The organism is Sorangium sp. So ce385 (assembly GCF_051474135.1).
Classification (GTDB): domain Bacteria; phylum Myxococcota_A; class Polyangia; order Polyangiales; family Polyangiaceae; genus Sorangium; species Sorangium cellulosum_D.
This window is the reverse complement of the sequence record NZ_CP150337.1, coordinates 4650803-4676564: the sequence shown is the minus strand read 5'-3', so window position 1 is coordinate 4676564 and position 25762 is coordinate 4650803. Positions and strand designations below refer to the sequence as shown.

Genomic DNA, 25762 nt, shown 5'->3' with positions numbered 1-25762 from the left:
CGCAGCGCGCTCGACCTGTCCAGCGGGCGCGCCGCGCGGCGAGGCGGCGCGGGAACGGCATGGCGCATCCGGCTCGCGCCAGGAGAGGGAGCTCACGACGAACCCGGGTGCGCGCATCTGCGCGATGGAGGCCGGCGTGGCGGGCCTCCTGGATTCCCTGATGGCGATAAGGCGGGAACGCAGAAACTGTTATGCGGATCACGCCAGATACCCGCGTGGGTCTCCGGAATGCCGTGGGTCGGTCGCTGATCGCCGCCATCGCTACGTCGTCTGGTGCGGCGGCGGGCCACGTCAAGCAGGGCCTGGCGCCATGGCCGGCGGGGGCCTGACCGGCGGGGGCCTGACCCGGGTTCGGTGGCCGGTGGCGCGACCGAGGTGCGTCGGTCGGCGGTGGGTCACCGACCGGGGTTGAGGTCACCGACCCGGGTTGAGGTCACCGACCGGGGTTGAGGTCACCGACCCGGGTTGAGGCCACCGACCCGGGTTGAGGCCACCGACCCGGGTTGAGGCCACCGACCCGGGTTGAGGCCACCGACCCGGGTTGAGGCCACCGACCCGGGTTGAGGCCACCGACCCGGGTTGAGGTCACCGACCCGGGTTGAGGCCACCGACCCGGGTTGAGGCCACCGACCCGGGTTGACGCCACCGACCCGGGTTGACGCCACCGACCGGGGTTGAGGTCACCGACCCAGGTTGGGGTCACCGACCCGGGTTGGGGTCACCGACCCGGGTTGAGGTCACCGACCGGGGTTGAGGTCACCGACCCAGGTTGGGGTCACCGGGGGTCACCGACCCAGGTTGAGGTCACCGACCCGGGTTGGGGTCACCGACCCGGGTTGGGGTCACCGCCGACCCAGGTTGGGGTCACCGACCCAGGTTGGGGTCACCGATGGCGGGTGGGCAGCGCACAGGTGGGAGGTCGCCGGCAGCAGATCGACCGGCGGCAGGTAGGGCGGCGCTATCCGGATGCGCCGATCACAGTGAGGTCGCCCGCCAGCGGCGGTCCACTCAAGGGATCGCGGCGGACGTGAACGGCATCGGGAAGATCTGACCCGACCTCCACGCCTCCGCATGATCCGCGTAATGGCACGTCCGCGGATCCCCGCTGATACCGGTGCTCATCACCCCGAGCGAGCCGTCGAGCGGGGCGAGGTTCCAGACCAGCCGCGTCGCGCTGAGCGAGTCCTGGTCGAGCGCGCCCCGCACCCCGCCTGCGGCCTCGAACTCGCCGGGCGGAAGCGCCAGGATCCCGACCTTCGCGAACCACCCGCCGATGTTCACCGTCTCCACATCGCCGGTCGCCGGGAAGGTGCCGATATCGAAGCGCGCGTCCTCGCCCGCAAGCGGGTGGTTGTAGGTCAGCTCGTGGATCCCGCCCCAGGTCCACGCGCTCACGTCCGACCCCAGCGTCCCGCGGAGCATCGCGTCCGCCTCGCCGAGCGCCCGGCGCACGGCCTCGTCCCGCGCGACCCCAGGATCCACGCCCTCGCTGATCCCGAAATACGGCGCGCGCGGGTTCTCCAGCACGTCGATCAAGCCGTTGAGCTGGTTCGTGAGGAACACGTTGGGCGCGAAGAGCGCATACTCGTCGGGACCGACCACGTCCGTCACCGTGTTGCGCAGCAGGATCAAGGTCAGCATCTCGTAGACGGCCGCGCCGCGGCTGCTCGCCGCCGCGTTCCCGTCCCACTGCTGCAGGGCCTCCACCGCCGCGACGGCGCTCGGATCGTCCGCGGGCAGCCCGACGCGCCCGAGCGCAGCCAGGTAGCTGTCGCGCAGCGGCAACCCGATCGTGGTCTGCGTGTCCAGCTGGATCGACGCCATGTCCTGCGGCGTGAGCGGCTGCGTCGCCGTCGTCAGCCGGGTCATGATCCGCTGCGCGCGCCACGGCATGTCCCAGTAGTTCGCGAGGTGCACCGGCCGCCCCTGCGGCGCGTAGTCGCGCGGCACCATCCGGTTGTTCGCCGTCACGAGGATATGCGACGGCGGATCGTAGACCGAGGGCAGCTCGGCGTTCGTGGCGTACCCGGTCCACTCATACCCGCCCGTCCCCGGCACCGGATAGAGCGCGTTCAGCGGGCTCTGGCGCTGCGGCGCGAGCCCCGAGTTCTGGTAGCCGATGTGGCCGTGCGTGCCCGCGTAGTCCGCGAAGATGAAGTTCCAGCCGATGCTCTGCTTCAGCGCCGCCGCCTTGAACTGCGGGAAGCTCTGCGCCGCCGGCATCTCGAAGTAGCCGTCGACCTTCCACTCCGGCTGGCCCGCGGTCGACTTGAGCGCGAGGGTCCCGAACGCCTCCAGCCCGTCCAGACCGTCGTTGAGGATCGGCCCGTGCGGCGTCGAGCGGAACGTCCGCTGCACATCCGGCTGCCCCTTCACACGGAGGGTCTCCACGCGCTTGGTGACCGGCTTCCACTGGCCGTTGATGAGCACCTCCTCCCGTCCCCCGCTCGCCGGGCGGAGCGTCTCCACGTACAGGTCGACGCTGTCGAAGAGCGAGAACGTCGGCACCCAGGCGATGCTCTCGGTGTGACCGCTGATGAACCCGGGGAACCCGGGCACCATCCAGCCTGCCACGTTGTACTGCCCGTTCACCTTGAGCTGAGCCAGGTAGACGGCGGACGGGGTAGCGTGGGGGAAGTGCGGATCGGTCGCGAGGAGGGGCTTCCCGGTCGAGGTGAGGTGCCCGTCCACCGCCCACGCGTTGCTCGCGCGCCCGCTCACGGGCGTCATCTGCCGGAGCTGCTCCGTGAGCTGGCGCGCCCCCTCCAGGCACGTCGGCGGGGGCGGGTTCACGATGGTCGCGGACGGCGAGGTCGGGCCAGGCGGCACGAGGAACGTCGAGACCGGGTTCAGGTTGCCCTGCGCGTCGAACATCGACACCTCGTTCGCAGCCTCCTTGATCAGCGTCGTCGCGACCTCCGTCCCCGCGATCGAGGCGACGGCCGCGCGCTCGAGCTTGGTGAACCACGTCAGGGTGTCGAAGGTGACACCCACGTAAATGTAGGCGAGGACGCTGTCCTCGGGCGTCCAGGGATCCGGCTGATAACCGAGGGTCTGGAACTCGATCGGCAGGCCACCGCTCGACGCCTTGGCTTCGGAGATGTACTTGTTCACGCCAGCCGCGCAGCCCTGCAGCGCGCGCTTCGTCCGCGAGGCCGCCGATGCGTAGCGCGCCGCCGCGAACGCGCGCAGGTTCTGCGCGCGGGCGAGGAGATCCTGGCCGAGGATGCCGTCGTCGTCGCCGGGCCCGTAGATCTCCGAGAGGCGCCCCTCTGCGCTCCGGCGCAGCACGTCCATCTGGAAGAGCCGGTCGCGCGCCATCGCATAGCAAAGGCCGCCGTAACCCGCCTTCTCGTCCCATGCGGTGACGTGGGACATCCCGCGATCGTCCACGCGGATGTACGCCACGTCGAGGCCACTGATCTCGACCGCGGTCTCCTTTGCCGCGGTCTGCTCTGCCAACCCCTGATCATCCTGGGCCACGCTGCACGCGGCAGCAGACAGCAGGAATGCCACGCCGGTCATTCGCCTGATCATGCCGATCTCCTTCTGCTGGCCCCCTCGCAAGGGCCGCAGTTTGCAGGTCACGTGCGCCACGCTCACCCCGAGCCGCATGCCGCCCCGCATGGGCGATGCGCGGCTGAGCGGATGTCAGCACAAAATACTGCCCCGAACGATCAGGCGATCAGACGGGTTGCAGCGTGTTCACTGACAAGCAGCGGACAAGACGAACGAGCGCCTCCTACGTTGCTTTCACATGCACGAGATAAGCGGATAGGAACTAACCAATGTGATTCGAAAGTCAAGTTATTCGTTAATTACACCCATTATACAGACACACTGTACACCGCCGCTGATAGACACTGTCTCAAACGATCTAGGTCGCGAGAACGCGCACTGTTTGCGCGAATTGCGCGTGTTTGCGCGAGGATTGCGCGCCGGTTGCGCGCGGACAGCCCGTAAAATCTGCAACCTAGCACCCAGTCGGCATACGCGCCATGCAGCATGGGCCCTGAGCTCGATTCAGACGCCCTGGCCGTTCACCGTCGCTTGTCCCGCCGTGTCGCGCTGTGTCGCGCCGTGTCGCGCCGTGTTCCCCCGTGTTCCCGGCTCGTGTCGCGATGCGTGGTTCACGGGCCGCCGCCGAGTGATCGTCCGCGGCGCTGCTCGCGCAAGAAAGCGTCGCCGGACGGTGACGTCACCCCAGGAGGTCGCTTTGCCGCAACGCCGTCTGGCACGCCTGACCGGCCCGGGGCCGCGGTGTCCCCCATCTCCTCCGGTTCAGGGCCTTCGAGCCCCGGCGAGGGCGCCGCCCGAGGGCCGAGGCGAGCTCGCGTCAACCGCCTCCGGGAGCTCGCTCTCCGGCACGGGCGGCGCCCGCCGGGCGCTCGTCGCCGAGGTCGAGCGCCGCGCAGACCTCGGTGAAGCTGTCGAATGGCGTGCACGGCACCCCGTCGCGCGCACAGAGCACGTCGAGGGCGCTGCCCCGCACCGCGAACACACGGTCGCAGCGCCGCGCCGCGGGATAGTCCAGCCGACCGTCGCCGATGTAGACGGTGGCGGCCTCGCCGGTCGCGGCCTTCAGCTGGTCGAGGACGCGGATCTTGAAGTCGTCGCCGGGGCCGAGCCGCACCGCCTCCGGCACGGTCACGCGCCAGCGGCCGTCGAAGACGGCATCGAAGCAAGAAAACGCGGTGCCCGGCGGCAGGAACTCGCGGATGTAGAACGGCAGACCGTGGCTGACCACATGGAACACCCACCCCCGGCGGGCGCACAGCGCGAGCAGCTCGTCGAAGCCCGGGCGCAGACCGGCGTGGGGGCGGAGCAAGGCCAGGAGCTCGTCCGCCGGGCGGTCCACATCGGCATAGCCGCGCCGGAGGAGCTCGAGCGGCGTGATCTGGCCGCTGGCCGACAGCGAGAGCAGCTCCTTCCGCCAGTCATAACGGAGGTGGGCGTCCCAGACTTCGTTCGTCAGGTCGGCGCAGGTGATGGTTCCGTCGAAGTCGCTGAGGATGAGCACGGCCGCGGATTGTGCACGCCTTCGCGCCGGCCGCCAGCGCAGACGGTCAGACCGCGACGGGGAACGGGTTTCGCTCGGCGAACCCGGTCTGATGGAAGTAGGGGTAGGCGAGCGGCGTCTTGCTCGCGGCCTCCAGCTTCGCGCTCTGCTCCGGCGTCAGGCTCCACCCGACGGCCCCAAGGTTCTGCCGAAGCTGCTCCTCGTTGCGCGCGCCGATGATCACGTTCGCGACGCTCGGCCGCTGGAGCAGCCAGTTGATCGCGATCTGCGGGACGGTCTTGCCCGTCTCCTTCGCGACCTCGTCGAGCGCGTCGACCACCCGATAGAGATACTCCTCATCGACCTGCGGCCCGCCCTCGGCGGCCAGCTTGTTCCGGAGCCGGCTGACCTCCGGCAACGGCTGTCCGCGCCGGATCTTGCCGGTGAGGCGCCCCCAGCCGAGAGGGCTCCAGACCACCGCGCCGACCTTCTGGTCGAGCGCGAGCGGCATCAGCTCCCACTCGTAGTCACGCCCGACGAGCGAATAGTACGCCTGATGCGCCACGTACCGAGAGAGGCCGTATTTCTCCGACACCGCGAGCGACTTCATCAGGTGCCAGCCGGAGAAGTTCGAGCAGCCCAGGTACCGAATCTTCCCCGCCCGCACGAGGTCGTCGAGCGCGCCCAGCGTCTCCTCGATCGGCGTGAGCGCGTCGAAGGCGTGCAGCTGAAAGAGGTCGATGTAATCCGTCTGCAGGCGGCGCAAGCTGCCCTCGACCGACCGGAGCAGGTGGTGCCGCGAGGAGCCGACGTCGTTCGGGCCCGAGCCGAAGCGAAAGGTCGCCTTCGTGGAGATGATGACCCGATCGCGCCGGCCCTTGATCGCCTGGCCGAGGATCTCCTCCGCCAGTCCGTTGGAGTAGACATCGGCCGAATCGAACATGTTCATCCCGGCCTCGAGCGAGACGTCGACCAGCCGGGTCGCCTCGGCCACGTCGGTCGCGCCCCAGCCCCGGAAGAACTCGTTGCCTCCGCCGAACGTGCCCGTCCCGAGACTCAGCACGGGCACCTTGAACCCTGACCCGCCCAGCAGCCTGAATTCCATGGATCTTCTCCGCGTAATGAGGACAACCTCCGACGCAGGGAGCGGACGCCGGACACCAGGCGCTTGCCCCTTTGCCGCGGTCGTGGACGGTTAGGAACTCCAGGGCGATCCGAAAGTCAAGCGACATCGGGAGACGCGCGTCGCCCCCGGGTGCGCGGGCCGCGCCGCGCGGCGCCGATCACAGGCCGATGTCGCTCCGGAACGCCCGCAGGGCCTCGGTGCGCGCCGAGCAGCGGAGGCGCTCGTCGCGGGGCATCTGCCCGAGCGTCCGCGCGTGCCCGGCCGGGATGAACATCGGCTCCCAGTGCATCCCCTCGTCGCCCCGCCGCTCGCAGGCGATCTCCCCGAGGACGCTGCCCGTGTAGATGCGGAGCGTCCGGCCGTCGCAGTAACACACCTTCTGGACGACCCGCGCGGCGCGCGACGTCCCCGGGGGGATGAGGGAGCATATCCGGTCTTGCAGCCGCTCCCAGAACGGCTTCACGAGCGGCCCCGGAAAGCCGTTCAGATGCTCGATGAACAGCCCGCCGTGCTCCACGAAGAGCGGCACGAGCGCCAGCCGGTACGCGGCGAGCGCCTTCTCCCGCACGACGACGTCGAGATCCGAGGAGAGCACCTCGGGCACGTCGAGCCGCAGGACCCGGAGCGGCGACGGGCCGTCCTTCCAGGCGTGGATCATGTCCTCGAGCTTGTCCTCGTTCGAGGAGACGAAATAGACCATGATCGTCGGCCCTCACCCCTCCAGCGCGTCGAGCAGGTCCACCACGCTCTTCGTCTTGTCGTTCGGGTCGAGCTCGATCACGTCGATGTGCCAGTCCTCGAGCAGCGCCGGCTGGATGAGCCCGGCGCCGAAGGTCGCCCAGTAGCCGCGGCGGTTCAACGCGCGCTTCGCGCCGGGCGAGCTGCCCTCGAGGCGCATCTGCTCCATGCGATACCAGATGTAACGGATGTCCACGTCGCTGAAGCTGTAACCGAGGAAGAGGAAGGTGTTGCTGAGCAGATCGGCCCGCAGGCGCTGATCGGGCGCGGCCTCGAGCCGGAGGCGGCCGAAATACTGGGTCTCGGTCAGCACCACGGTCTCGGGCCGGTTGAGGTCGCCATGAAACTTGATGACGTGGCACGCCCCCTGGGCCGGGCAACGCGCGAAGTCGTCGAACGTGGAGAGCGCCACGGCCTGCTTGCCCGCGTCGCGGAGCGCCTCCTCGATGTGGTGCTCGAAATTGGTCGTGTAGATGGTCGGGAAATGGCGGCGCGCCAGCGCCATGTGCTGGGACGAGCTCCTGCGGCGCTCGTTGACCTCGCGCGCGTGGAAGCGCGCGCGCATCTCGGCGATGAAGCTGTCGAGGCCGCCGTCGCACTCCCGGGCGAAGAAGCCGGCGAGCTGAGGGGGCAGGCCGTGCAGCTCGAAGAGCGCGGGCTCGAAGCCGAGCGCCTGGCCCATCCACCCCATCAGCTCCCTCCACATCGGCAGCTGGAGCGGGGCGGAGAAGCCTGCGCCCAGAAACGGGATGAGGCGCCCCTCCCGGTACGCCTGCCGGAGCGGGACCGCCGCTTGCTCGAGCGTCAGAACAGCCATCGTCGGCGAGCGATGGTATCCACCCGCCGACCTCGCGCAACCAGCGCTGGCTCGGCCAGGGCGCTTCGCGATCCCGTCCGGCCCGGTCGCTCGCAGCACCTCTCGACCACGGCGGACTGGACGGGAGCGCCGGCGCCCGGCGGCACGAACGAGGCGCCCGCTCGCTCGATCGCCTCGCGGCGCGCGGACGGACCGGACGGACGCAGCGCATCACGAGCGCAGGAGGCCCGCCGCCGACCGACGGCCTCCCGAGCTCGGGCTCAGGCCCTCCGCCGCGTCACGGACATCAGCGCGGCCCGCATGGTGCCGAACGTCCGCGCCTTCTCGATCCCCGTCCCGAGCTGCGTCATCGTCTGCGCCACCGCGGGCCGGATCCCCGAGATCAGGCACGTCGTGCCCAGGAGCTCGACCGCGCGCACGATGCGCAGGAAGTGATCGGCGATCGCCGAGTCCACGACGTCGACGCCCGTCAGATCGAGGATCGCCACGCGCGCCTGCGTGCTCACGATCTCCTGCAGCAGGCTCTCGGTGATCGACGCCGCTCGGCGGCCGTCGATCACGCCGACGAGCGGCAGCGCCAGCACCCCGTCCCACACCTGGATGATCGGCGTGGACAGGACCTGGATCATCTCCTGCTGCCGCTCGATCACGCTGAGGCGCTCCGTGAGCGCCTGTTCGGCGCGCACCCGGTCGGTCACGTCGCGCTCGACCACGGTCACCCCGCCGCGGCCCGAGACGGGATCCCGCAGGATCGAGAGCTTGGCGCTGAAGAACCGCTCCTCTCCCCCATGCTCCCGGGCGTAGCTGACCGTGCGCGGCGCCCCATCCCGGGCGAGATCGTCGATCGCGCCGAGGAGCACGGCGGCGATCCGCTGCGGCATCACGTCGCGCACGTGCCGGCCGATCGCGCGCTCGGGCGCCTCGTGGAAGGCGCTCATCTCCTTCGGCACATGATAGCTCGTGAGCCGGCCCTCCTCGTCGAGCGTGAAGACGACCTCGCTGAGCGAGGCGAGGATCGCCCGCTGCTGCGCCTCGCTCTGCCGGAGCTCCAGCGCCCGCTCCTCGAGCTTCCGCTTCGCCTCCTCGTGATGCGCGAGCCGCAGCCGCGCCATCTCCGCGTCGAGCGTCCTGTCCGAAGGGTAGATGCGGAACTCGACGGAGGCCTGGGCCTCGTCCGGCGCGCTCAGGAGCTCATCCGCCCAGCAGTTGACCCCGAGGGCGTGAGAGAGGATTCCGATGATCTTCCCCTGGAGGAACGGGCAGCCCCAGCGCACCGTGGAGCCGCGCTGCATCTCGAGCTCCCAGGGATTGCGCACGACCACCACGGCGCGCTGAGACGCCCTGTCGAACACGGGGAGCTCGAATCGACCCCAGCCCCCCGTCGAGACGGCGAGCCCCCAGGCGAGAAACCCCTCCTCGAACGTCTTCCCGAACGTGGTCACCATCGAGTGGTAATCTTCGTCGGTGCCCATGCTGGAGTGCTGGGCCACGAGGAGACGGAAGAGCGGGACGCCGACCTCGACGACGAGCGGCTCGAGCATCCGGAAGAGCGACGGGTTGAGCCAGAATATCGCCGAGGGGATGCCGTAGGAGTAGAATACCCCCCGATCCATGTCCAACCGATGATTCGCCCGGGCCTGTTCGAGGGCGCGCGCCGCTTCCGAGAGTGACATATCGCCGAGTATATCCATGGCGCCGGGCTACGTGCGGGAGAGATCGGACCCGCCGGGGTGGGCCAGGCGGGCGATCACCTCGACGAGCGCGGCGGGATCGACCGGCTTGGGGATGTGCATCTGGTATCCCTCGGAGAGCGTCCGATCGCGCGCGATCTGGCCGGCATACGCGGTGAGCGCGATCGCGGGCGTCGCGCCGCCGCGCTCGGCCGGGAGCGCCCGGACGCGGCGGATCAGCGCGTGACCGTCCTCGCCGGGCAGGCCGATGTCGCTCACGATGACGTCCGGCCGCCACGGCTCGACGAGCTCGAAGCCCTCCCGCGCCAACCCGGCGACGCGGACCTCGGCGCCCGCCCCCGAGAGGAGGCGCGCCATCAGCTCCCGCATGTCCGGCGCGTCGTCGACCACGAGGACGCGCAGGCCGGCCAGGACCGGCGGGGAGGCCGCGCCGCGGCCCCGGGGCGCGAGCGCGGCGCCCGGGGCAGCGGGCTCCTCGGCCGACGGCAGGAGCGGCAGCTCGACGGTGAACGTCGCGCCCTGGCCCGGACCGCCGCTCTCGGCGCGGACCGCGCCGCCGTGCAGCTCCACGAGATCCCGCACGATGGAGAGGCCGAGGCCTAGCCCGCCGCGCCGGCGCTGGATCGAGCTGTCGGCCTGGCGAAAACGCTCGAAGACGAGGGGCAGAAACTCCGCGCTGATCCCCTCCCCGGTGTCGCTGACGCGGATCTGAGCCGTGGCGCCGACCTTGTCCAGCGACACGGCGACGCGCCCGCCCGGCGGCGTGAACTTGACGGCGTTGCCGAGCAGGTTCCAGACGACCTGCTGCAGGCGACCGCCGTCTCCCCAGACCTTGCCGGCCTCCGGATTCAACGACAGGGAGACGCTGACCCCCTTGGCGTCGGCGGCCAGCGTCAGCGTGTCGAGCGCGGCGCGGAGGACCGAGGCGAGGCAGACCGGCTGCGCCTTCAGGGTCATCTTGCCGCTCACGATGGCGGAGACGTCGAGCAGATCCTCGATGATCTGCATCTCGGCCAGGCTGTTGCGCTGAATGGACTCGAAGCCGCGCCGCGTCGTGGCCGCGTCCAGCGTGCCCGTGCAGAGGAGCTGCGCCCAGCCGACGATGGAGGTGAGCGGCGTGCGCAGCTCGTGGCTGAGCGTGGCGAGGAACTCGTCCTTCAGGCGGTCGGCGGCCTCGGCCTTCTCGCGCGCGGCCTGCTCGCGGGCGAGGAGCGCCTCCCGCTCCTCCTCCGCCCGCTTGCGCTCGGTGATGTCGGTCGAGATGCCGCAGACGGCCCACGGCTCGTCGGCCGCGTCGCGCAGCAAGCACTTGATCGAGATGTAGGTGTGCAGGCCGTCGTCCTGCATCACGAGCTCCTCGGCCTGCAGCGGCGTCCGGGCGTCGAGCACCCGCCGGTCGAAGGCGCGGAACGCGCTGGCCTGCGCGGGCGGGAACAGCTCGTCATCGGTCCTGCCGAGGATCGACGCCTCGGTCACATGAAAGAGCCTCTCGAAGTGGCGATTGATGAGCACGTATCGCCCCGCCACGTCCTTGACGTAGATGACGGCCGTCGAGTTGTCGATGACGGCCCGGAGGAGGTGCTGACTCTCGCCCAGGGCCGCGAGGGCCCGCTTGCGCTCGGCGCTCTCTTCCTGGAGCGTGGCGTTCGCCGCAGCGAGCTCGACCGTGCGCTCGGCGACGCGCTGCTCCAGGGCGCCGTGGGCGAGCCGCAGGGCGGACTCGAACTGCTCGCGCATGGCGATCTCCCGCTGCAATTGCGCGTTCTGCGCCGCGATCTTCCGGCGCATCGCGTGCATGGCCACGTGTGTCCTGACGCGCGCGACGACCTCATCGAGGTGGAACGGCTTGGTGACGTAATCGACCCCGCCGGCCTCGAATCCAGCGACCTTGTCGGCGGTGTCCGCCAGGGCGGTCATGAAGATCACCGGGATCTCCCGGGTGCTCGCGGACGCCTTCAGGCGCCGGCACGTCTCGAAGCCGTCGATCCCGGGCACCAGCACGACGTCGAGCAGGATCAGATCGGGTCGCAAGAGCTCCGCCCGCTCCACGGCCTCCTCGCCATCCTGGGCGATCGCGATCTCGAAGCCCTGGTCTTCCAGGTGATCGATGATGACAGCCAGGTTGGCGGGCGTGTCGTCGACGATCAGGAGGGTCTCCGGTCGAGCGCCCTCCGGTCCGTTCACGTCCATGGGCTCGGCCCGCCGCTCGGCGAGGGCATCGTGTCCGCGCGCAGTCGACTCTGTGATGTGCATCCCCGCCTTGCCCGCGATCCGCAGTCACAGGGGCAAGACGAGCGCGTCGCGCGTGCGCTCCTCCGCTCCCCCATGCTCCTCCTGCCTCACGCCCGCTCGCCGCCCCGGGCCACGTGGAGATCGAGCCCGCACCGGAGCTTACCAGCAGCCCTCGGACCTCCGCCACGCCGTTCGCGGCCGGCGCGCGCGCGCGCCTTGCCTCGCCGCGCGCGGAGGTGCGGTAAGGTCCAGCACCCGGCCACCGGGGTCAGCCGCTGACGCCGCGCGGGCCCGGCGATGCCGACGGAGCGATTGCCCTAGGGAGAGAGAAGATGGACATGAGCAGGTCGGCGGTGGCGATGTGGACGGCGTCATGCCTCACGATGGGAGGCTGCACGGCGATCGTGGGCGTGGACGAGCCGTACCACCTCGCGGACGGAGGAGGCGGCGGCGGGGCCGCGGGCGGCGGCGGTGGCGGCGGTGAAGCGTGCACGCCGGACGAGGTGCGGTGCCGGGAGAACAGGCCGCAGGCGTGCGACGAGGCCGGCCGATGGCAGGACGAGGCCGAGTGCCCCGAGAAGGCGCCCCTGTGCCAGGACGGCGGCTGCACCGTCCCGAGGAGCTGCGCCGACATGGACGCGATCTGCGGGCCGCGGGGGGACGAGAGCTGCTGCGCGAGCCTGGGGGTGCCCGGAGGCACGTTCGATCGCGGCGACGCCGAGCCGCGCCCGGCGACGGTGAGCGACTTCCGGCTGGATCGATTCGAGGTCACGGTGGGAAGGTTCCGGGCGTTCGTCTCGGAGTACCCGGCGGCGTGGCCGGTCGTGGGCGCGGGAGCGCACCCGAAGATCCCGGACAGCGGGTGGCGCGCCGAATGGGACGACAAGATGCCAGTCGATCGAGACGCGTTGATGGCGTGGACGCACTGCGAAGACCCTTATTACTCGTGGACCGACGAGGTCGGTGACCACGAGCTCCTGCCGGTGACCTGTGTGAGCTGGTTCGTGGCGTTCGCGTTCTGTGCCTGGGACGGCGGTCGACTGCCCACGGCGGCGGAGCGGCGCTACGCGGCGGCCGGCGGGGACGAGCAGCGACCGTACCCCTGGTCGACCGCGGACAGCGCCGCGGAGCCCGACGAGAGCTACGCGGTGTACGGCTGCGGCCTCGACGGGTCGTGCGAGATCGCGGACCTCCAGCCGGGCGGGTCGAGGTCGCCGCGCGGGGACGGGCGGTGGGGGCATGCAGACCTGGGCGGAAACGTGTGGGAGTGGGTGCTGGATTCGTTCGCCGAGGACATCCCGCTCGAGTGCGAGGACTGCGCCGTCCTCACCCCGGACGCGAACGGCATGATCTGGGGCGGGGGCTGGCGCAGCGAGAAGGAGACGTTGCTCACCTCGGCCTTCGAGGAGCGCAGCCCCGGCGGGGAGTTCGCGGGCACCGGGTTTCGGTGCGCGCGCGCGCGGTGATGGGCCCGCTCCGCCATGGCCGCCGCCGGTGACCGATCCCGGTAACCGATCCCGGTAACCGATCCCGGTAAACCGATGAGGAGCGCGCGCGCTGTCCTTCGCCGCCCCCTGAATCCTTGACGCGACCGCCGCCGCGCGCGACCCTCCCGCCGTGTCGGCCACGCTCGCGGACGGAACGGTCTTTGCGCACCGCTATCGCGTGGTGCGCCTCCTCGCCGTCGGCGCGATGGGGTCCGTCTACGAGGCCGTGCACCTCGAGACCAACCGCCGCCGGGCGCTGAAGGTGATGCACGCGTACCTCTTCCAGAGCGAGGAGATGCGCAGCCGCTTCAAGCGCGAGGCACAGATCACGGCGGACATCGAGAGCGAGTACATCGTCGACGTCTTCGACGCGGGCATCGACGACGCGACGGGGATGCCGTTCCTGGTGATGGAGCTGCTCCGCGGCGAGGAGCTCGGCCAGCGCCTCAAGCGCCTCGGCCGGCTGCCGCCCGGCGAGGTCGCGACGTACCTCCAGCAGACCGCGTCGGCCCTCGACCGGACCCACGCCGCGGCCATCATCCACCGGGATCTGAAGCCCGAGAACCTGTTCGTGACCCACCGGGACGACGGGACGCCCCGCATGAAGATCCTCGACTTCGGCGTGGCGAAGCTGCTCGCCGAGGGCGGCACCGCGGCCGGCCTCACGCGCAGCCTCGGGACGCCCATCTACATGGCGCCCGAGCAGTTCCGCGTCGACACGAAGCTCACGAGCGCGGTCGACATCTACGCGCTCGGGATGATCGCGTACACGCTGCTCGTGGGGACGCCGTACTGGAGCCCGGAGGCGATCAGCGCCGGCGATGTGATCGCGTTCGCGCTGGTGGTCGTCCACGGGCCGAAGGAGCCGCCGGTGCAGCGCGCGATGGCGCATCGGGTGGTGCTGCCGCCGGGCTTCGACGCGTGGTTCGCCAGGGTCGCGGCCGTCGATCCGGCGGCGCGGTTCCGCACCGCGAGCGAGGCGGCGCAGGCGCTCTCCGAGGTGCTCGGCTTCGCGGCGGCCAGCAGCGGGCCTGCGCCCCACCCGAGCGCTCCGTCCTGGTCCCTCGCGAGCGCCCCCACGCCGGCGCTCGCCACGCCAGCGCCCGGGACGACCGCGCCCGGGATGCCGCAGCCCGGGACGACCGCGCCTGGAATGCCGGCGCTCGCCACGCCCGCGCCCGGGATGACCGCGCCGGGGACGACCGCGCCCGGGATGCCCGCGCCGGGGACGACCGCGCCCGGGATGCCCGCGCCCGGGATGCCCGCGCCCGGGATGACCGCGCCCGTGCTGATGACGCCCGCGATGACGAGCGTCGCCCCGCTCGGTCCGGAGCACCCGGCCCGCGTGCCGGGCGTGCCGCTCGCGGCGACCATGATGGAGACCTCGATGACCTCCGTCCCCGCAGGGCTGATCGCGCCTGCGAAGCCGGGCCGGGCGCCGCTCGTCGCCGCGGCGGCGGTCCTCGGGCTCGGGGTGCTGGTGATCGCGGGGAGCTGGCTCCTGATGCGCACCGGGGCCGAGCCGGACGTGGCCGCGTCGCCGGAGGCCGCCGCGCAGGACGCCGGCGCGTCGGGCGCCGCCGTCACCCCCGCGCCGAGCGCGGCGCCCTCGGCGTCGGCCGAGCCCTCGGCCGCGGCGGCCGACCCCGCGGCGTCGGCCGAGCCCTCGGCCGCGGCGGCCGACCCCGCGGCGGCGCAGCCCGACGCCGCGGCGTCCGCGCCGAGCGCCAGCGCCGGCCCGGCCGCGCGCAGGCCGGCGAGCGCTCCCCCGAAGACGCCGCCGAGGCCGGCCCCGAGCGAGCGAAAGGGCCCCTCGACGCGCCCCAAAGTCCCCTTGCTCGGACGGGATTGAGATCCATGTCCGCCGCGATGCCGGCTCCCTCATCGCCCACGCCGTCCGACCTCTCGCCCTGTGGATGCGCCAGACCATGACACGTTGCCTGCGCCGGATTGCCCCCCTCGCCCTCGCCCTCTGCCCGCTCGCCGCCGCGGCGCCCGCCGCGGCGCAGGACAGCGCGGCCGCGGAGACCCTCTTCAACCAAGGCCTCGCCGACATGGAGGCGGGCCGGTACGAGGCGGGCTGTAAGGCGATCGCCGAGAGCCATCGGCTCGAGCCCAAGCTGGGGGCGCTCTTCACGCTCGCGACCTGCGAGTCGCGGTGGGGCCGCATCGCCGCCGCGTCCGCGCACTTCGGCGAGTACCTGGCGCAGTACGACCAGCTGCCGCCGGAGCAGAAGAGCCGGCAAGGGGACCGGCCGAAGGTGGCCAGGCAGGAGCGCGACAGGCTGGCCCCGCTCGTGCCGGAGCTCTCGCTCGCCCTCCCGCCCGGCGCCCCGACAGGGACGGTGGTGAAGCGCGACGGCGACGTCGTGGACAGCGCCGCGCTCGGCGCGAGCGTCCCGGTGGAGCCGGGGGAGCACGTCGTGTCGACCCAGGCGCCGGGAGGGTCCGTCTGGGAGACGCGGATCCAGCTCGCCCAGGGCGAGAAGAGGCGGGTCGAGCTGCAGGTGAACGACGCCGGGGCGGCCCCCGCGGGCGGCGCGTCGGGCCGGCGGACGGCCGTGTACGTGGCCGGCGGCGTCGGGGTGGCGGGGCTCGTGCTCGGCGGGATCACGGGCGCGCTCACCCTGGGCCGGAAGAGCGTCGTCGAGAAGCACTGCGGCAGCGGGATCGGCTCGAGCGACGAGACGGCCTGCGACCAGGTCGGGCTCGACGCCGCCGAGAGCGCGAGCGCCACGGGGCTCGTGAGCACGATCGGCTTCGGCGTGGGGCTGGTCGGGCTCGGGGCGGCGGCGGTGCTCTACCTGACCGAGCCGAACCAGAGCGAGGCGACCGCCGGCGCGACGTCAAGGCGGATCCGCGCCGGGGTCCTCTCGGCGGGGCCCGAAGGCGTGGTGCTGGGGGCGAGCGGGGCGTGGTGACGCGGCGGGGCGGCGCGGCGGCGCGGCGCCCGCGCGGACGAGCGCGCGCGCCCTCGCCGCCTCTACCCGCCGGCGCGGAGGCGCGCTAGACCCGCCGCGTGCAGCTCATCCCCGCCATCGATCTCCTCGGAGGCCAGGCCGTGCGCCTCCATCAAGGCCGCTACGATCAGGTCACCGTCTACGACCAGGACCCGGCGGCGCTCGCCGCCCGCCTCCGCCGCTCGTGCGATCGGCTGCACGTGGTCGATCTGGAGGGGGCCCGGGCCGGCCGGCCCGTGCAGGCCGACGCGGTCCGCGCCGTCGTCGCGGCGTTCGGCGTGGACGGGGGCAGCGTGCAGGTCGGCGGCGGCATCCGCTCCGCCGCCGCGGCCGAGAGCTACCTCGCGCTCGGCGCCGATCGCATCGTGCTCGGGACCGCCGCGGTGAACGACCCCGCGCTCGTGCGCGACCTCGCCGGCCGCTTCCCGGGGCGCGTCGTGGTCGCCGTCGACGCGAAGGACGGGCGCGTGGCCGTGCAGGGCTGGGAGCAGGTCTCCTCGGTCACGGCGCTCGACGTGGCCCGCGCGCTCGCCGGCGCCCCCATCGCCGCGCTCCTCTACACCGACGTCTCCCGCGACGGGACGCAGGTCGGCCCCAACGTGGAGGCCACCCGTGAGCTCGCCGGCTCGTGCGGCTTCCCCGTGCTGGCCTCCGGCGGAGTCGGCTCGCTTTCTCACCTGCGCGCGCTCGCGCAGATCCCCGGCGTGAGCGGCGTCATCGTCGGCCGCGCGCTCTACGAGGGGGCCTTCACGCTCGCCGAGGCGATCGAGGCGGCGAGCGCCTGACGGCGCGTGTGCGTTTTCGTGTACGCTCCAGCCGACGATGCCCGAGCGCGACGACCCCCGGCCTTCCACCCGCGAAGTCGCAGCGGAGGAGTTCCTGTTCCACCTGCACCGGGGCAGCGAGCTCCTGCAGGACAACCGGGTCCACGCCGCGAAGGCGGAGCTGGAGCGCGCCCTCTCGCTCCAGCCGAGCGATCCCAAGGGGCAGGACCTCCTCGGGATCGTCTACTTCAGGCTGGGGCTCTACCCGCGGGCGATCGCGATCTACGAGCGGCTGATCCAGGCCCACCCGGAGGCGGTCGAGCCGCGCATCAACCTCGCGCTCTCGTACCTCAAGACCGGGCAGCCCGCGCAGGCGCGGTCCGAGCTCGAGAAGGCGCTCGAGCAGAACCCGAAGCACCAGCGCGCCTGGGGTTACCTCGGGCTCGCGTTCCAGCGCATGGGCGACTACGAGCGCGCGAGCCACGCGTTCGCGGCGGGCGGCCATGACGCGATGGCGCGCCGCCTGCTCGACATGACGGGCGGCTCCACGGGCAGGTACCCGGCCGAGCCGCCCGACACCGAGGACCAGCCGCCGGTCGAGGCCAGGGCGGAGGCGAGGGCCGAGGTGCAGCGCGCCGCGGGCGAGGCGGTGCAGGCGCTCGACCGCGCCGGCGCGGGCTTCCGGCACGACTCGGATCTGCCGCGCATCCCGTCCGGGACCTGGTCGGCGATCGAGCCTGGCCGCGAGACGATGCCGACGATCCCGGCGCCGCCGTCGCTCCGGAGCCTCGGGGCGGGCGCGGCCGGGCCGAGCCGATCGCCCGCGCCGAGGGGCAGCGCGGCGCCGACGGTCCCGTCGATGGCGGCGGTCCAGGCGCCGCCCGGCGGGGGCGCGGCGCCGACGGTGCGGCGCGGCTCGATGGCGCCGGAGGAGCCGTCGATGACGGGCCGCTTCACGGTCCCGGTCTCCGCGGCCGGGGACGCGGCGCTCGCGGGCAGGAAGGCGGCCGCGCGTGCGTCGTCGTCGTCGCTGCCGCCCCCCACGGCGGCGCCGGGCACGCCGCCGCCGTCCACGACGCCGCTCGCGGTGCAGCCGCCGGAGGCGCTGCTCTCGGTGGCGCGCGAGCGGCTGCTCGTCTTCCCGCGCGACGTCGCGGTCGCGCGGCACGCGAGCGGCGTCGTCCTCGTGCAGGCCGCGAAGGGCTTCGTGGCGCGGCTCGACGCGCTCCGCACGATGAGCACGCTCCCCGGGACGGCCACGCACGTGCTGAAGCGGCAGGCGCGCGGCCGCGTCTTCGACGAGCCGCTCGGCGGACCGAGCACGCCCTTCGTCGAGATCGGCGCGCGCTGCGAGCTCGTGCTCGGCGCGCTGGAGGGGCGGCGGCTGCACGCGGTGACGCTCGGGGAGGAGCCGATCTTCCTGCGCGAGGACGTGCTCGTCGGCTTCGAGCTGCCGATCGGCTACGAGAACGGCCGCCTGCCGGCCGGCGACGGCGAGGCGGTCGCGATGGTGCAGCTGCGCGGCCGCGGCCACATGGTGCTCTCGGTGCCCGAGCGCGCCGCGGCGCTGGAGATCACCCCGTCGCGGCCGACGTCGATGCGCGCGACCGCGGTGCTCGGGTGGATGGGCCGGCTCCTGCCGCGCACGCTGCCCGCGACCGAGGCGCCCGGCGGGCTGCAGGGCTTCGTGACGTTCGGTGGAGAGGGGATGGTTCTCGTCGATGGTCGCTAGCGCGGACACGTCCCTGCGGGGCATCAAGGCGCAGCGGCGGAGGACGCTCTGGGAGGACGCGAGGAACCTCCCGAACCTGCTCACGTTCGCGCGGATCCTCATGATCCCCGCCGTCCTCCTGCTGCTCTCGAGGGGCGCGCCGCGGGACTGCTTCTGGGCCGCGTGCGTCTACTCGCTCGCGGCGATCACGGACATGCTCGACGGCTACCTGGCGCGCCGGCAGGGCCTCGTGAGCGTGCTCGGCAAGTTCCTCGATCCGCTGGCCGACAAGCTCATCGTCGCCGGCACGCTGGTGTGGCTCGTCCCGATGGGCCGGATCCCGGCGTGGGCGGTGGTGCTGCTCATCTCGCGCGAGATCACGATCACGGCGCTCCGCTCGATCGCGTCGACCGAGGGGCTCGTCATCGCGGCTGGCGACGGCGGGAAGATCAAGACGGCGCTGCAGATGATCGGCATCGTCTGCCTGATCCTCGGCTACCCGTACCACATCCACCTCGGCGTCGACTTCGGCGAGGTCGACGTGGTGCACGTGGGCCGGCTGCTCATCTATCTATCGCTCGTCTTCTCGATCACGAGCGCCGCGCAGTACATGGGCCTGTTCATCGACGCGATCGACGCGAAGAACCGGGCCGCTCCTCCGCCGTAGATGGGCAATAGGCAAGCCCGCCGGGTTCTGCTAGACCAGCGCGCGTGAAAGCCCTGAAGACGTCGCGCAACGCCTTGCGCCCCGCGCTCCTCTTGGCCGCGCTCGCCGCGGCGTTCGTCGCCTCCGCCGCGAGCTGCAGCCAGCAGCAAGAGGGCGAGCCCTGCGACATCGCGAACGGCAACGACGACTGCGCGAGTGGCCTCGAGTGCAGGGGCATCGGCCAGCAGCAGCAACAACACCGCTGCTGCACGCCCGGCGTGGTGACGCAGGTCTGCGATCCGACCCAGAATCCGGCGACGAGCACCGCGACGACCACGACCACCACGACCACCACGACCACCACGAGCGGCACGGGGGGTGCTGGAATGGGCGGCAACGGCGGTGACGGCGGCGACGGCGACGGCGGCAACGGCGGGGCGGGCACGGGCGGCAACGGCGGCGACGGCGGGGCGGGCGCGGGCAGCGGCGGCGCCGGTGGCAGCGGCGGCAGCGGCGGCAGCGGCGGCAGCGGCGGCAGCGGCGGCAGCGGCGGCAGCGGCGGACGTTAGCGCAGCGGACGCCGCGCCACGGCTATCCCAGCGAGGCGCACGAGCGCTGCGCGCCTCGCCAGCCGTCCGCCCTGCGCGGCTTCAGCGCGGCTCCCGCTGATTCCGGCGCGCGCTCCGCCTGAGCGCGGCCGCTCCGGCGAGCGCGATCCCCGCGAGCGCCGTCCACGGTGTGATCGGCGCGCTCGGCGCGGCGGCGCGGCACGCGCACCCCGCTGCGGGCGCCTCGGCGGGCGTCTCCTCGGCCGGATCGGTCGGCCCCGGCGTCGCGCCGCCCGTCGAGCCGGGCTCCGGCTCTGGCTCGACCGGGTCCACGGGATCGACCGGCGGCGGCTCGACCCCGAGATCGGCGCTGTCCACCGCCACGGCGGCGGACGGGCAGTTCGCGTGACCGATCACCATGTAGTACGTCTGCGTGGGGTCGAACGGCGGATCGGACGTCTCGTCGATGACGATCTCCCCGTACGTGTCCGTGATCCCCTCGACGCTGTACTCGTAGTTCCTGGCCTCCGGCATCACGTCGCCCATCGCGAAGCCGACGTGCCGGCCGCTCCTCACGTAGATGCTCCAGTCGAGATCGGTGCCGCCGCGGGGCTCGAGCTCCACGGTGAAGCGGATGCCCTTCGCGGCCCGGTCCGGCGTGCTCTTGAAGTGGAAGAGGCTCTGGAGGCTGAGCTGCCTGCGCCACTCCACGCACGACGCCCCGGTCCCGTAGACCAGCGAGTCGATGCCGAACATGTGCGTCCTGCGCGACTTGCCCCCGCTCAGGTCGAGCACCTCCTCGCAGTCGTCCAGGCCGCGGCTCTTGAGCAGCGCCGCGACGGTGTCCGCGTCCGCCGCCGTGAGCTCGCCGGAGCCCACCAGCTTGTCGGTCGCCCTCGTCAGCGCCTTGGCGAAGTCGCCGAGCGAGGCGTTGCGGGTCAGCAGCGTCACCGCGCTCCAGACGAGCTTGTCGCCCAGCTCGGCCCCGAATTTCTCGTGCAACGACCACGCGAGGCTGCCGATCAGCTCGCCGTCGTCGTGCACCTCGCCGACCAGATCGTCGGGGCACACCTTGACGTCGTCCGAGAGCTCGCGCTGCGCGCCGAAGGGCTCGAGCGACGCCTCGCCGAGCGTCGAGTCGCCGTTCACGGTGCACGCGAAGTAGTCCGCGAGGCCCTCGTCGATGCTGCCGGCCCAGGGGGAGAGCCCGTACTCGCTCACCGCGAACTGGCCCTCGCTGTAGCCGACCGCGTTGGCGGTGACGTAGTGGGTGAACTCGTGGAGGAACACGTCGGAGTCGTCCGAGAAGTCGAAGAACGAGCCCTGGCCGATGGCGATGAGGTTCGGCGCGCTGAAGGGCGCCTCGGAGCCCATCGGCGAGAAGAACGCGTTGTCCATCGGCCGGCCCGACTCCAGCATGTTGGCGATCGCGACGAGCTTCCAGCTCGGCGACGCCATGTCGAGCTGATGGGTCGTCGTGAAGTAATCCCGCATCCGGGTGAGGTGGTAATAGACGCCGACCTGCGCGAACTCGTCGCGCGCGTCGTCCGCGCTGCGCGGCGGATCATAGAGGAAGTCCTCCCCCGCGTTCGGACCGACGCTCTGCTCGAGGGTGAGCGGGATGCCGCTCATGAGGTCGCCATCCACGTAGTTCACCACCCTGAGGTTGCCGCCCCAGCCGCTCAACGTCTGCGGATCCCCCGCGTCGAGGTCGACGAGCTCGCGATCCTCGAGCTCTGGCGTGACCGCGGAGCTGATCGGGTAGACGCGCCCGCGCGCGTGGACGGCGAGGGATCGCCGGTGGACGATCTTGCCGGCGTGCGCGTCCACGAGGAAGCGCTCGCCGCCGAGCTCCGACCGGACGTCGACGACCCAGACGAGCTTGCCGCCCGTCTCCGCCTCGGGGAACACCGCGAGCGCCGCGCTCGGACGCTCTGGCAGGCTCATCCCGTAGGTCGCCTCGACCGCGCTCCGCGCCGCCTCCTCTCGGTATTTCGGCGCCGCCGGGACGGACAGGTCGCGCGCCACGTCGAGCACCACGAGCTCCACGCGGCCCCCCGGGGCGACGTGGACCGCCGCGGCGCCGCCGAGCACGGGGAGCCCTGCGTGGAACTGCGCGAACCGGACGGTGCGGTGATCGCCGTCCTGGAGCTCGCGCTCATAACGCAGCGAGACCCCCTGGAGCCGGAGCTCGGAAACGGCGCGCTTCAGGTACGCCTCCGCCGCGCTGCGCGCGCCGCCGGCGACGCGCAGGGACGGGGCGGTCACCACCGAGCTCGGCGGTACGGTGTGCCACTCGGACGCGGCAGCGGCCCCCGCAAAGGTCAACGTTGCGAGTGCGGTCAACGGAAGCAAGAGCAGCTGTCGTCCCATGATTCTCCTCTCCGGCTGGGTTTCTGCGAGCGGCGCTCGCGCGAGGCGCGGCATGGCCGGACCGACGAGCGCGACCAACGTATCGACTTACGTTGGCTCATCAAGGAGGAGAGGCGCGGTGCTCTCCCGGAAAAATAACGAGCTGTAGCGGCCGTTGGCTTCTTGCCTAACGTCTTTGGGCAACTTGCGTGATATGTCTCCGGCACACCCGGCGCAGGATCCTGTGACTCTCCTCCACACCGACGTCTTGACTGGGGCCCCGGCGACGCTCGCGCCGAGCGACATCGCCTCCGCCGGTGCGACGCTGCCCGGAAGGGTGCGCGTCGGCGGTCGCGTGCTCGACGTCGCGGAGGGCGCCGTCGTCCTCGGCGACGCCTTCGGCGCGCTGCGCGTCGCGCTGGAGGGCGCGCCCGCGCCGCCGGTCGAGATCGGCGATCTCGCGGTGGTCGAGGGGGCGCCGGCCGGCGGAACGCTCGCCTCGGCGCGGCTCGTCGAGCGGATCGCGCCGCAGAGGCCGCCGCGGGGGCGCTCGGGGGCCGCGGCGCCGCCGTCGAGCGAGACCGAGCGGGTGATCCAGCGTGGCCTCGGCCTCGCGCTCGCGCGGCGCGCGGCGGCGCTCGCGGCGGTGCGAGCGCTGTTCGCCGAGCGCGGGTTCCTCGAGGTGGAGACGCCGAGCATGGTCCCCTCCCCCGGGCTCGACCTGCACCTCGACGCGTTCGCGGTGGAGGCGGCGCGGCCGACGTTCCTGATCACGAGCCCGGAGTACCAGATGAAGCGGCTGCTCTCGGGAGGCGTCCCGCGCTGCTTCCAGCTCGCGCGCTGCTTCCGGCGCGGCGAGCTCGGGGACAGGCACAACCCGGAGTTCACGATGCTCGAATGGTACCGCGCCTTCTCCGGTGTGGACGAGGTGATGTCCGACACGGAGGCGATCGTGCAGCGCGTCGCGGGCGCGCTCGGCGCGGGCGGCGCGATCTCGGTGTCGGGCAAGGCGGTGCAGCTCACGCCGCCGTTCCCGCGGATCTCCGTCGGCGACGCGTTCGCGCGCTGGGCCGGCGTGCCCGCGGACGACGCGATCGCGCTCGCGTCGAGCGACGAGGAGCGGTTCTTTCGCCTGCTCGTCGACGACGTCGAGCCGGCGATCGCGGCGCTGCCGCACCCGGTGTTCCTGGTCGATTTCCCCGCGCCGTTCGCGTCGCTCGCGCGGCTCAAGCCGGGCGATCCCCGGGTGTGCGAGCGGTTCGAGCTCTATGTCGCGGGGGTCGAGCTCTGCAACGGCTTCGGCGAGCTGACCGACCCGGTCGAGCAGCGCGCGCGGCTCCTCGCCGATCAGGCGGCGCGGGCGGCCCGGGGCAAGCCGGTCTACCCGATCGACGAGCGCTTCCTCGGCGCGCTCGAGGAGGGGATGCCGCCGGCGGCGGGCAACGCGCTCGGGGTCGATCGCCTCGTCGCGCTGTGCCTCGGCGCCGCGTCGATCGGCGACGTCCTCGCGTTCCCCCACGGCTGGCTGTGACCTCCGGGGCGGACCCTGAGGGCGGCGCGCGCCTCTCGCCGGACATCCTGGCGCAGCTCGCCCGCAAGTACCGCACGCTCGCGGAGCTGCGGCGCGCGCGGGCGGCCGGCGAGGCGATCCCGGGCAAGGAGGTGTTCCGCGCGCTCGCGGGGGAGTTCCCCGGCGCGCTGAACGAGCTCGACAACCTCCCGCTCGACGAGATCGAGCGGCGCCACGACGCGCTCTCGCGGGCCCTCGCCGGGGGCGCGGAGGAGCGCTGGATGGCGTGGATGCACGGCTATCACGCGCTGATGCGGGCGGCGCTCTACGTGAAGATCCGCGTGGCGCGGCGGCAGGAGCTCTCCGAGGGCGAGGCGGCGGCGCTCGCGGAGCGGGCGGCGAGGCACGCCGGCGCGGCGGTCGACATCGCGTTCGTGATGGCGGTCAAGGCGCCGCCGGACGGCCGGCTGAACCGCGTCGTCCTCGGCCGCATCGCGGCGATGTCCGGCGCGTCGATGGCCGAGATCCGGGGGACGATCTTCCCGCGGCGGCCGGCGCCGGGCGGCTGACGCGCCTCGCGCAGCGCCGGCGCGCGGCGTCGGCGTGCTGGCCGGGAGCGCGGGCGGCGTCGGCGCGCTGGCCGGGAGCGCGGGCGGCGTCGGCGTGCTGGCTCGGCGCGCGGCGTCGGCCAGCCGGATCGTCAGGAGTCGGCCGGCGCGGCGAGCCAGCTCGACAGGTCGTCCGCGGAGAGGTCCAGCACCACATCGCCGACCTTCTCCGGGCCGTCGGCGTGCAGCCGCCCGTAGAGGCGGCCTCGCTCTTCCGCCGTGAGGGGGCGCCCCAGCCGCCGCTCGACCTGGTGTGCGAGCAGCGCCACGCCCTTCTCCAGCCCTTCCTTGAGCCCGGCCGCCTTGCCTTCCCTGTAAATCGAGTTCTGCATGACGATCTCCCGCGGCAGCAGCGACTTTACCACATCCGCAAGACCCCGCTCACGCCTGTCCGCCTCGGCGAGCGCCATCATCGCTGCGCCGAGCTCCGCGAAGTCACGTTCGCCGGACCGGGCTCGAATCGCCTCGATTACGTGCGTCAGGTTCCGCCCGTTCGCGTCCGCCGCCAGCGGCGCAAAGATCAGCCAGAACGGGCTCTCCCGCGCCGTCAGCTCGGCCACGGTCCGCTGATAGACCGGCTCGATGCGGAACTGCACCCCGGAGAACGGCTCGCCTGGCGCCGAGGTCCTGTAAGCGCCGTGGGATGGCCACGGCTCTTCCCGGCCGGAGAGCACCACCACCACGCTGTCGATGGGCGAAAGCCGCGGAGCCGGCGCCCCCTTGCTCGCCCGCGCCTCGTCCGCCATCGCCAGCGCCGTCAAGCAGTTGTACTCGAACACGCGGAAGGGCATCTCGTCGGTCATCGCCAGCGTCCACTCGGTGTGCAGCAGCCGCCGCTCGCCGCCCACCCTGACGGAGAGCGCCCGATCGAGCCGCCGCTGGCGACCGGTGACCTGCGTGTCCACCCAGCCGAGCGGCTCGATGGGCTCGGCCGTGCCGAGCAGGCCTCGCGCCACGTCGCGCGGGAACTGCCGCGATACGTGGCGGAGGATCAGATCGACGTCGTCCTGCTCGTCGCGCGGCGTCCTGGTCCCCGATCGCTGCCTGCGGTGTCGCTTGCCCATGTCGACGCGCCGTCCTCCTGCACCTCGACCATCGACGCGAGCGCGCCGCAGTTGCGTCGACGCCGCGCGCGCCGCGTGACGCGCTCCGGCCATGGGCTAAGCTCCGCGCCCGATGGAACGGCTCTTCTTCCTGCTCTCCGGTGTCTACGGGTTCCTCGGGGTGGCGCTCGGCGCCTTCGGCGCCCACGGCCTCAAGTCGAAGCTCGACGCGCTGCCGGACGGCGCGCTGCGCGCCTCGTGGTGGCAGACGGGCTCGCTGTACCACCTCGTCCACGCGCTCGCGCTGGCGCTCGCCGCCCACCTCGCCGCGCGCACCGGCGGGGCGGCGGCGACGGTCGCCGGCTTCTGCTTCGCGGCCGGCGTGCTCCTCTTCTCCGGCAGCCTCTACGTGATGACCCTGACCGGCGTCCGCGTCCTCGGCGCGGTCACGCCGCTCGGCGGGCTGTTCTTCCTCGCCGGCTGGGGCGCGGTGTTCGTGGCCGCGCTCGGGCTCGCGAAGGGCTGAGGCG

The 25762-nt window shown here is 72.4% G+C and carries 19 protein-coding genes; 10 read left to right on the top strand and 9 right to left on the bottom strand.

What is annotated here, in order from left to right; all coding sequences use genetic code 11:
• Nucleotides 1-1008: 1008 nt before the first annotated feature.
• The 7 genes from WME83_RS17205 to WME83_RS17175 form a co-directional block, all read right to left on the bottom strand.
• On the bottom strand, nucleotides 1009-3537 hold the full coding sequence (locus WME83_RS17205; RefSeq protein ID WP_437320369.1) for a penicillin acylase family protein: 2529 nt from the start codon (nucleotides 3535-3537) through the stop codon (nucleotides 1009-1011).
• A 799-nt stretch (nucleotides 3538-4336) separates the two neighbouring features.
• Entirely contained in the window at nucleotides 4337-5020 is a 684-nt protein-coding gene (locus tag WME83_RS17200; protein WP_437320368.1) for an HAD-IB family phosphatase, read from the bottom strand.
• 46 nt (nucleotides 5021-5066) lie between these two features.
• A complete protein-coding gene (locus WME83_RS17195) occupies nucleotides 5067-6104 on the bottom strand; it encodes an aldo/keto reductase (RefSeq protein ID WP_437320367.1) in 1038 nt (345 codons plus the stop codon).
• 178 nt (nucleotides 6105-6282) lie between these two features.
• Nucleotides 6283-6825, bottom strand: a complete 543-nt coding sequence (locus WME83_RS17190; protein WP_437320366.1) for a non-canonical purine NTP pyrophosphatase — start codon at nucleotides 6823-6825, stop codon at nucleotides 6283-6285.
• Nucleotides 6826-6837: 12 nt separating this feature from the next.
• The gene (locus WME83_RS17185) at nucleotides 6838-7680 is read right to left on the bottom strand and encodes an SIR2 family NAD-dependent protein deacylase (RefSeq protein WP_437320365.1); all 843 of its coding nucleotides are present in this window, start codon (nucleotides 7678-7680) and stop codon (nucleotides 6838-6840) included.
• 260 nt (nucleotides 7681-7940) lie between these two features.
• Entirely contained in the window at nucleotides 7941-9293 is a 1353-nt protein-coding gene (locus tag WME83_RS17180; RefSeq protein WP_437320364.1) for an STAS domain-containing protein, read from the bottom strand.
• Between the two features lie 87 nt (nucleotides 9294-9380).
• Nucleotides 9381-11624: a response regulator gene (locus WME83_RS17175; protein ID WP_437320363.1), complete on the bottom strand. Its 2244-nt coding sequence runs from the start codon at nucleotides 11622-11624 to the stop codon at nucleotides 9381-9383.
• A 317-nt stretch (nucleotides 11625-11941) separates the two neighbouring features.
• On the opposite strand from WME83_RS17175, the gene WME83_RS17170 reads away from it, so the two are divergent.
• The 7 genes from WME83_RS17170 to WME83_RS17140 all read left to right on the top strand — a co-directional run bounded on the left by WME83_RS17170 (nucleotide 11942) and on the right by WME83_RS17140 (nucleotide 19740).
• Nucleotides 11942-13069: a formylglycine-generating enzyme family protein gene (locus WME83_RS17170; RefSeq protein ID WP_437320362.1), complete on the top strand. Its 1128-nt coding sequence runs from the start codon at nucleotides 11942-11944 to the stop codon at nucleotides 13067-13069.
• 151 nt (nucleotides 13070-13220) lie between these two features.
• Nucleotides 13221-14942, top strand: coding sequence for a protein kinase domain-containing protein (locus WME83_RS17165; RefSeq protein ID WP_437320361.1), 1722 nt, complete (start codon nucleotides 13221-13223; stop codon nucleotides 14940-14942).
• Between the two features lie 76 nt (nucleotides 14943-15018).
• The gene (locus WME83_RS17160; RefSeq protein ID WP_437320360.1) at nucleotides 15019-16011 is read left to right on the top strand and encodes a hypothetical protein; all 993 of its coding nucleotides are present in this window, start codon (nucleotides 15019-15021) and stop codon (nucleotides 16009-16011) included.
• A 98-nt stretch (nucleotides 16012-16109) separates the two neighbouring features.
• A complete protein-coding gene (gene hisA, locus WME83_RS17155; RefSeq protein ID WP_437320359.1) occupies nucleotides 16110-16835 on the top strand; it encodes a 1-(5-phosphoribosyl)-5-[(5-phosphoribosylamino)methylideneamino]imidazole-4-carboxamide isomerase in 726 nt (241 codons plus the stop codon).
• A gap of 37 nt (nucleotides 16836-16872) precedes the next feature.
• Nucleotides 16873-18546, top strand: coding sequence for a tetratricopeptide repeat protein (locus WME83_RS17150; RefSeq protein ID WP_437320358.1), 1674 nt, complete (start codon nucleotides 16873-16875; stop codon nucleotides 18544-18546).
• Complete coding sequence (gene pgsA, locus WME83_RS17145; RefSeq protein ID WP_437320357.1) at nucleotides 18536-19192, top strand: CDP-diacylglycerol--glycerol-3-phosphate 3-phosphatidyltransferase; 657 nt, start codon at nucleotides 18536-18538, stop codon at nucleotides 19190-19192. Before WME83_RS17150 ends, pgsA begins: the two co-directional genes overlap by 11 nt.
• A 44-nt stretch (nucleotides 19193-19236) precedes the next feature.
• Nucleotides 19237-19740: a hypothetical protein gene (locus WME83_RS17140; RefSeq protein WP_437320356.1), complete on the top strand. Its 504-nt coding sequence runs from the start codon at nucleotides 19237-19239 to the stop codon at nucleotides 19738-19740.
• Nucleotides 19741-19821: 81 nt separating this feature from the next.
• On the opposite strand, the gene WME83_RS17135 is transcribed toward WME83_RS17140, so the two are convergent.
• On the bottom strand, nucleotides 19822-21987 hold the full coding sequence (locus WME83_RS17135) for a hypothetical protein (RefSeq protein WP_437320355.1): 2166 nt from the start codon (nucleotides 21985-21987) through the stop codon (nucleotides 19822-19824).
• Nucleotides 21988-22315: 328 nt separating this feature from the next.
• On the opposite strand from WME83_RS17135, the gene epmA reads away from it, so the two are divergent.
• Both epmA and WME83_RS17125 read left to right on the top strand, forming a co-directional pair.
• The gene (gene epmA, locus WME83_RS17130; protein ID WP_437320354.1) at nucleotides 22316-23602 is read left to right on the top strand and encodes an EF-P lysine aminoacylase EpmA; all 1287 of its coding nucleotides are present in this window, start codon (nucleotides 22316-22318) and stop codon (nucleotides 23600-23602) included.
• Nucleotides 23599-24150, top strand: coding sequence for a hypothetical protein (locus WME83_RS17125; RefSeq protein ID WP_437320353.1), 552 nt, complete (start codon nucleotides 23599-23601; stop codon nucleotides 24148-24150). The genes epmA and WME83_RS17125 overlap by 4 nt, the downstream gene beginning before the upstream one ends.
• Nucleotides 24151-24281: 131 nt before the next feature.
• Here WME83_RS17125 and WME83_RS17120 read toward each other — a convergent pair whose 3' ends face one another.
• Nucleotides 24282-25253 (bottom strand): hypothetical protein, encoded by a 972-nt coding sequence (locus WME83_RS17120; protein ID WP_437320352.1) that lies wholly within the window; start codon nucleotides 25251-25253, stop codon nucleotides 24282-24284.
• Nucleotides 25254-25365: 112 nt separating this feature from the next.
• Here WME83_RS17120 and WME83_RS17115 point away from each other — a divergent pair, with 112 nt between their 5' ends.
• Nucleotides 25366-25758, top strand: a complete 393-nt coding sequence (locus WME83_RS17115) for a DUF423 domain-containing protein (RefSeq protein ID WP_437320351.1) — start codon at nucleotides 25366-25368, stop codon at nucleotides 25756-25758.
• Nucleotides 25759-25762: the final 4 nt, after the last annotated feature.